This window comes from Simplicispira hankyongi (genome assembly GCF_003570885.1).
Lineage (GTDB): Bacteria > Pseudomonadota > Gammaproteobacteria > Burkholderiales > Burkholderiaceae_C > Simplicispira > Simplicispira hankyongi.
In genome coordinates this window covers 97,923-104,606 of the sequence record NZ_QXJC01000011.1, presented here as the reverse complement: position 1 = coordinate 104,606, position 6,684 = coordinate 97,923, and the positions used below count along the sequence as shown (strand labels likewise).

Here is a 6,684-nt window from a genome sequence, read left to right as displayed (position 1 = left end):
GTGTGGCACAAAAGCGCCGACACCATCCTGGCATCTGTCGCACGGGCTGCAGGCTCAATTATTTGATGCTTACTTTTGAGACACCACACTAGCATCGGTTTTCTTTGCCCAGGAAAGCACCTATGACCCAAAACACCTTTGTCCATCGCTACAGCCGCTGGTCCATTGCCCTGCACTGGCTGATGGCCGTGTTGCTGGTGGCTACCGCCGCCACCATGGAACTGAAGGGGATATACCCCAAAGACAGTGCTGGGCGGGCGCTACTCAGATCGGTGCATTTCGGCCTCGGCCTCTCGGTATTTGTGCTTGTGTGGCTGCGCCTGCTGGCACGCGCACTGGGCAACACCCCGGTAATTACGCCGACGCCCCCCGCGTGGCAGGCCATGCTGGGCCATCTGGTGCAAGTGGCGTTGTATGCGTTGATGATCTGCCTGCCACTTCTGGGCTGGATGGCACTGAGCGCCAAGGGCGCTCCCGTCACCTTGCCAGGTGGGGTTGGGCTCCCGCTGCTGCCCATCACTGAGAGCAAGGAAACAGCAACCTGGATCAAGGAACTACACGAAACCGGCGCCACGGTGGGCTATGTGCTGGTTGGCCTGCACGCCGCAGCCGCCCTGTTTCACCACTATGTCCAGCGCGATGACACCGTGCTGCGCATGCTGCCTGGCACACGCTGAAGCGCACGCAGCGCGTCGCATACAATCAGCGGTGACGGGCCTCCCCGCATGGTGAAGCAGCCAACCGGGTCAGGTGGGGAACCAAGCAGCCCTAACTGTGGAGCCAGTGCCGGGGTAAGGCTCGTCAACTTCTTCTTCGGCACTGCGCAACGCAGTGTCCTCACTGCGTGCCGTGCGCCAGCAACGTTGCGACTTCCGGCGCCGAGCGCACGCCCAGCTTGCTGAAAACCCGGGCGCGGTGCACCTCCACGGTGCGCACGGCAATGCCCAGCTCATCGGCAATGACCTTGTTGAGCCGCCCCAGGGCCACGCGCTGCATGACCTCTTGTTCACGCTCCGTCAGGCTGGCCAAGCGGGCGCGCAGCTCTGCACCGCGAGCCTGGTGGTTGTGCATCGCAGCATCTACCGCCAGCGCCTGCTCCAGGCGGTCCACCAGCGTGTTGTCGCTATAGGGTTTTTCAAGAAAATCAAAGGCCCCTTTCTTCAGGGCCTCCACCGCCATGGGAATATCACCATGGCCAGTCATCAGAAGCACGGGGTTGCGCACGCCGCGAACCAACAGTTCACCGTGCAGCGCCAGGCCTGAGACCGGATCCATGCGCACATCGAGCAGAAAACACCCGCGCAGGCGGTCCGCAGGCGCCAGGTTCTGCAGCAGTTCGGCCGCGCTGGCAAAACTTTGCACCGCCAGATTGCGCGACTGCAGCAGAAAGACCAGCGCGTCGCGCACCGCCGCTTCGTCGTCCACCAGATAGACACAGGGTTGGAGCGCGCCGCTTGCAGTGTTCATATCAAAGCTTTCTCAATGATCTCTGGCGAATCCGCCAACACGGGCACGGCGAGCGGCAAGATGAAACTGATGCGCGCGCCGCCCTGGGGGAGATCCGCCGCATCCATGGAACCGTAATGCGCCTCAATGATCGAGCGGCAAATGGCCATGCCCATGCCCATGCCGTCGGTCTTGGTAGAGAAAAAGGGCTGACACAGCTGCTCAATGCCCTGCCCCTTCAGACCAGGGCCATTGTCACAAACATCAAAGCGCACAAACCGCTCCGAGACGACACTAAAACCCAGCGTGATGGTTTTGGGCAAGCGCCCGGAATCCGCGCCTGCAGTCAGCGCGTCGGCGGCGTTGCGGATCAGGTTGATGAGCACCTGCTCCAGCAGCACGCGGTCGCCCTCCACCAGATGCGTACGCACGGGCAGCTGGTTGACTACGCGCACCCGGCGCTGCGACAGGTCGCGCCCCAGCAATTGCACCGCTTGGGTGGCAATATCCGCAAGATCGCAAGGCTCTCGGTGCGGTTCTCTGCGCGACAAAAAATCCCGGATGCGTTGCACGATGGCCGCAGCATGCTCCGTCTGCTCGGCCTGGCGTGCCAGCGCCAAGGTGATGTGCCCATCGGTCACGTTGCGGTTCTTGAGTGCATTTTGCAAACCGGCGTTGTAGCTGGAAATTGCCGCCAGGGGCTGGTTGAGCTCGTGTGCCAAGGTCGAGGCGATTTCGCCCAAGGTGGCCAGCCGAGCCTGGGTCGCCATGGCTTCGGTACGGCGCCGCTCGCTCTCCTGCGCGCGAAGGCGTTCGGTGATATCGAGCACCGACCCCATCCAGCCGATCTGGCTACCGCGCGCATCAATGAGGGGCGCTTCCACGATCAGCACCTCCAGAACGCCTCCATCCCGTTTCCTCCAACGCACCTCATAGCCTTCCGGGGGCGCCCGCCCCGACATGGTGCGGCGATGCAAGACCTGCATCTCATCCATGTTCTCGCTTTCCCAGTAAGGCATGGGCGGAACATGGCCCAAGAGCTCCTGAACACTGTAGCCAACCATATCTGCAAAGGCGCGGTTGACGTAGAGCAGGCGCCCGTGCAGATCGCGGGCACGCAGACCAACACGCAGCGACTCGCCCATGGCCGTGCGCCAGGCTGCCTCGGTGCGCCAGGCCGCCTCGGCACGCCGCACGCCCTGCATCTGGCGGCGCAGCAGCAGCGAGGCCCAGCCGATCATGGCCAGCAAAGCGCCCAACAGCCAAGACGGAAAGGTGCGAAACCAGGGGCGAAAGCGCTCACGCAGAGCCAGTTCCAGGTAGGTCTCGCTCAGCAGGGGCGAGAGGCTGATGCGGTGCGACAGCGGTGGAACCGCAAAGCGCCAGGCGGCGCCAGGCGCGGCAGCCACCACCTGGTCAAAATCATCCATCAGGCGAATGTCGTAGCGCTGCCCCATCCACCAGGGGGTCAACTCTTTGAGCAAGCGCGCCGGCTGCAGCCTGGCAATGAGCATGCCGGTCTGTCTGCCGCCATGGTGGAGCGGCGCGAGCAGATGCACCGAGACACCCGTCGGAATGTCGTCGCGCCCCAGGGCGTGGCGCGGGTCAGGCACCTCCGCCAGAATGCGATTGTTCGGGTCAAGCCATATCAGGCTGACCCAGTACGCCTGTTGCGCACTGCGCACCGCGCTGTCCAACGCCAGGTTCTCGGGCGTAACCCCGTCGGCCACCAAATGCGCGGCCAAGCCGTCAAGGCGCAGTTGCTCGGACTCAATGCGCGCACTCAGCTTGTCTTGCAGACCCAGTGCATCCACTTCCATGGTGTGGCGCAGCGCCTCCAGGTCGCGCCGATCGCTGGCCTCAAGCACCGCCATCACGGCCAGCACCAGAACCACAGCCAGGCAAAACGGCAAGACCCACAGCCATGCGCGCAGCTTCTGGTGCGACGGTGATGCGGGCAATGCGGGGGGAATCAGTGGCGACGGCACCAAAACAGTCTAAGGCCTCGGCACTGCGGTTGTCGGGGCGGCGGCTGTGTTGTGGAAATCCACAATGCCGCAAAATCGAGAAATGCAGAAAAATCCCCCTGCACAGCGGTGCACTCCTGCCCCGTTTCATCACCGGAGACATCTCATGAAAAAGCGTTCTTTCCTGCTCGCGGTCGCCCTTTCAGCCAGTTTTGGCGCCTATGCCCAGGCGCCCATCGTCATCAAGTTCAGTCATGTGGTGGCAACGGACACCCCAAAAGGAAAGGCAGCAGATTTCTTCGCCAAACGTGCCGCCGAGTTGACCAAGGGCCGCGTCAAGGTTGAGGTGTACCCCAACAGCCAGCTCTACAAGGACAAAGAGGAGATGGAAGCGCTGCAGCTGGGCTCGGTCCAGATGCTGGCGCCGTCGCTGTCGAAGTTTGCACCGCTCGGCGTGCGTGAGTTCGAGGTGTTTGACCTGCCCTACCTGTTCGACAACTACGACGAGCTGCACAAGGTCACTCAGGGCCCCGTCGGCAAGAGCCTGCTGGACAAACTTCAGCCCAAGGGCATCACCGGCCTGGCCTATTGGGACAACGGCTTCAAGTCGTTCTCGGCCAACCGGCCGCTGCACGCGCCGGCAGACTTCAAGGGCCTGAAGATGCGCATCCAATCGTCCAAGGTGCTGGACGCGCAGATGCGTGCCCTGGGCGCCATCCCGCAGGTGATGGCGTTCAGCGAGGTCTACCAGGCCCTGCAGACCGGTGTGGTCGATGGCACAGAAAACCCGCACTCCAACCTCTACACCCAGAAGATGTATGAAGTGCAAAAGGACATGACGCTCTCCAACCACGGCTACCTCGGCTATGCCGTGGTCGTGAACAAGAAGTTCTGGGACGGCCTGCCAGCAGATATCCGCACCGAGCTCAACCAAGCCATGACCGAAGCCACCAAGGTGGCTAACGACGATGCGAAACAGGACAACGACAACGCGCTGGCCAAGGTGAAAGCATCAGGCAAGACCAACGTCTACACACCCACCGACGCGGAAAAAACAGCTCTGAAGAAGGCCTTGATCCCGGTGCACAAGCAGATGGCCTCGCGCATTGGCGAAGACACCATCAAGGCGATCTACAAGGAAACCGGCTTCGATCCGTCGAAGCTCTAAAGCAGCAGCAGCACGAAGCGCCGGGTTGATCGCCGTGTCAGCCCGGCGCTTCGCGCATCCGCAGGCAGATGCCCCTTCCCCGCCTTTTTTCCACGCCGCATCTCGGTAGCGCATACCGAAAACGTTCCGCGGTCGCTTGTGGCCGCAAGGAGAAGCTGTTGTGAAATGGCTTGATCATCTTGAAGAGTGGCTCATCACCGTGTTGATGGGGCTGGCCACGCTCATTACTTTTCTGGCGGTGATACACCGCTACGCCTCGGGCCTGGCGATACCGGGCCTGCAGGACTGGCTGCTGCGGCAGGACGTGTCCTGGGCGCAGGAAGCCACCATCTACCTTTTCGTGTGGATGGCCAAGTTCGGCGCTGCCTACGGCGTGCGGACCGGCATCCACGTCGGCGTTGACGTGGCGATCAACCGATTGCCCGAGCGCACACGCGGAAAAATCATCGTCTTTGGCTTGCTGGCTGGCGCCTTCTTCACCTTCTCGCTCGCCTCCTTCGGCGGAAGTTTTGTTTGGGAAAACGGCGCGCACTACCGCATTTTCAGCATCCTGGGCCTGAGCCTTGACGGCCTCACGCAAGGGCCTGTCACGCCCGACATGGAGATGCCAACCTGGATCGTGTACTCCGCCATTCCGCTGGGTTCCGGCTTGATGTGCTTTCGCTTCCTGCAAGTGGCTTGGAATTTCATCCGTACCGGCGAACTGCCCCACCATGACCACGGCCACGTCGATGGCCTGGAAGAAGGCGTCGAGGAAGACGCCGCCCCCGATTTGCACCCGCAGGAGCACACGCGATGAACGGCCTGATCATTTTTGGGATTTTGCTCACGCTGATGCTCACCGGCATGCCGGTGTCCATCGCTCTGGGCCTGACCGTTCTGAGCTTCATCTTCGGTTTCACCGATGTACCGGCGCAAGCCGTGGCATTGAAGCTTTTCACCGGCATCGAGAACTTCGAGATCATGGCGGTGCCGTTTTTCATCCTGGCAGGCAATTTTCTGACGCACGGTGGTGTTGCCAAGCGGATGATCACCTTCGCCGCCTCCATGGTGGGCCATTGGTATGGCGGCCTGGGTCTGGCCGGCGTGCTGGCCTGCGCGCTGTTTGCCGCCGTTTCCGGCTCATCCCCGGCCACCGTGGTGGCCATCGGCTCGATTCTGCTGCCAGCGATGGTCAAGGCAGGCTTTCCCAAGAGCTTCGGTGCCGGCGTTATCACGACCTCGGGCGCGCTGGGTATCCTGATCCCACCCTCGATCGTGATGGTGATGTATTCGGTCTCCACCAACACCTCGCTCGGCGCACTGTTCATGGCCGGCGTGGTCCCTGGCGCCGTGCTGGCGTTTTTGCTGGGGCTGACAACCTGGTACCGGGCGCGCAAAAACAACTACCCGCGTTTGCCCAAAGCCAGCTGGGCCACACGTGGCAAGGCGTTTCGCGAGTCCTTCTGGGGGCTTATGCTGATCGTGATCGTGATGGGCGGCATCTACGCGGGCCTCTTTACGCCAACAGAAGCAGCGGCCATGAGTGCGGTGTACGCGTTCGTCGTGGCGGTCTTTGTCTACAAGGATTTGCGCCTGAGCGAAGTGCCGCGGGTGCTGCTGGCATCCGCCAACATGAGCGCCATGCTGCTCTACATCATCACCAACGCGGTGCTGTTCAGCTTTGTTCTCACCAACGAGCAGATCCCGCAGCACCTGGCGGACTGGATGGTGGGAATGGGACTGGGCCCCATCGCCTTCCTGCTGGTGTGCAACGTCCTACTGCTGGTGGCAGGCAACTTCATGGAGCCATCGTCCATTGTGCTGATCATGGCTCCCATCCTCTTTCCGGTCGCCGTGAAGATGGGCATCGACCCCGTGCACTTCGGGATCATGATGGTCGTGAACATGGAGGTCGGCATGTGCCATCCGCCGGTGGGGCTCAATCTGTACGTGGCGTCCGGCATCACCCAGATGGGGATTACGGAGCTCACCGTCGCCGTCTGGCCCTGGCTGCTGACGATGTTGGGCTTTCTTGTCGCCGTCACCTACTGGCCGCCAATGACGCTCTGGCTACCGCACATACTGGGGATGGGCAGGTGAGCCGCTAAACCCTTTATCGCG

General features: G+C 62.0%; 6 protein-coding genes and 1 other RNA gene. 5 read left to right on the top strand and 2 right to left on the bottom strand.

All coding sequences use genetic code 11. The annotated features are described in order from the left end of the window. Positions 1-122 precede the first annotated feature (122 nt). Positions 123-677, top strand: a complete 555-nt coding sequence (locus D3F03_RS16285; RefSeq protein ID WP_119110491.1) for a cytochrome b — start codon at positions 123-125, stop codon at positions 675-677. 33 nt (positions 678-710) lie between these two features. Then, an RNA gene (gene ffs, locus D3F03_RS16280) (signal recognition particle sRNA small type) lies at positions 711-806 on the top strand. Positions 807-837: 31 nt separating this feature from the next. Here the strand turns inward: ffs and D3F03_RS16275 are convergent. Both D3F03_RS16275 and D3F03_RS16270 read right to left on the bottom strand, forming a co-directional pair. Continuing rightward, positions 838-1,467, bottom strand: a complete 630-nt coding sequence (locus D3F03_RS16275; RefSeq protein WP_119110490.1) for a response regulator transcription factor — start codon at positions 1,465-1,467, stop codon at positions 838-840. Further along, positions 1,464-3,407 carry a sensor histidine kinase gene (locus tag D3F03_RS16270; RefSeq protein ID WP_119110489.1) on the bottom strand — a complete coding sequence of 648 codons (1,944 nt, stop codon included), beginning with the start codon at positions 3,405-3,407 and terminating at the stop codon, positions 1,464-1,466. Before D3F03_RS16270 ends, D3F03_RS16275 begins: the two co-directional genes overlap by 4 nt. 172 nt (positions 3,408-3,579) lie before the next feature. Here D3F03_RS16270 and D3F03_RS16265 point away from each other — a divergent pair, with 172 nt between their 5' ends. The 3 genes from D3F03_RS16265 (at position 3,580) to D3F03_RS16255 (ending at position 6,663) form a co-directional block, all read left to right on the top strand. Continuing rightward, entirely contained in the window at positions 3,580-4,581 is a 1,002-nt protein-coding gene (locus D3F03_RS16265) for a TRAP transporter substrate-binding protein (protein ID WP_119110488.1), read from the top strand. A gap of 160 nt (positions 4,582-4,741) precedes the next feature. Next, entirely contained in the window at positions 4,742-5,380 is a 639-nt protein-coding gene (locus D3F03_RS16260; RefSeq protein WP_199665492.1) for a TRAP transporter small permease, read from the top strand. Further along, positions 5,377-6,663, top strand: coding sequence for a TRAP transporter large permease (locus D3F03_RS16255; protein WP_119110487.1), 1,287 nt, complete (start codon positions 5,377-5,379; stop codon positions 6,661-6,663). The genes D3F03_RS16260 and D3F03_RS16255 overlap by 4 nt, the downstream gene beginning before the upstream one ends. Positions 6,664-6,684: the final 21 nt, after the last annotated feature.

Bases quoted from the DNA above. Each gene is read 5' to 3' on its own strand.
- D3F03_RS16275 (WP_119110490.1), bottom strand. From the start codon at position 1,467: ATGAACACTGCAAGCGGCGCGCTCCAACCCTGTGTCTATCTGGTGGAC.
- D3F03_RS16265 (WP_119110488.1), top strand. From the start codon at position 3,580: ATGAAAAAGCGTTCTTTCCTGCTCGCGGTCGCCCTTTCAGCCAGTTTT.
- D3F03_RS16255 (WP_119110487.1), top strand. From the start codon at position 5,377: ATGAACGGCCTGATCATTTTTGGGATTTTGCTCACGCTGATGCTCACC.
- D3F03_RS16285 (WP_119110491.1), top strand. From the start codon at position 123: ATGACCCAAAACACCTTTGTCCATCGCTACAGCCGCTGGTCCATTGCC.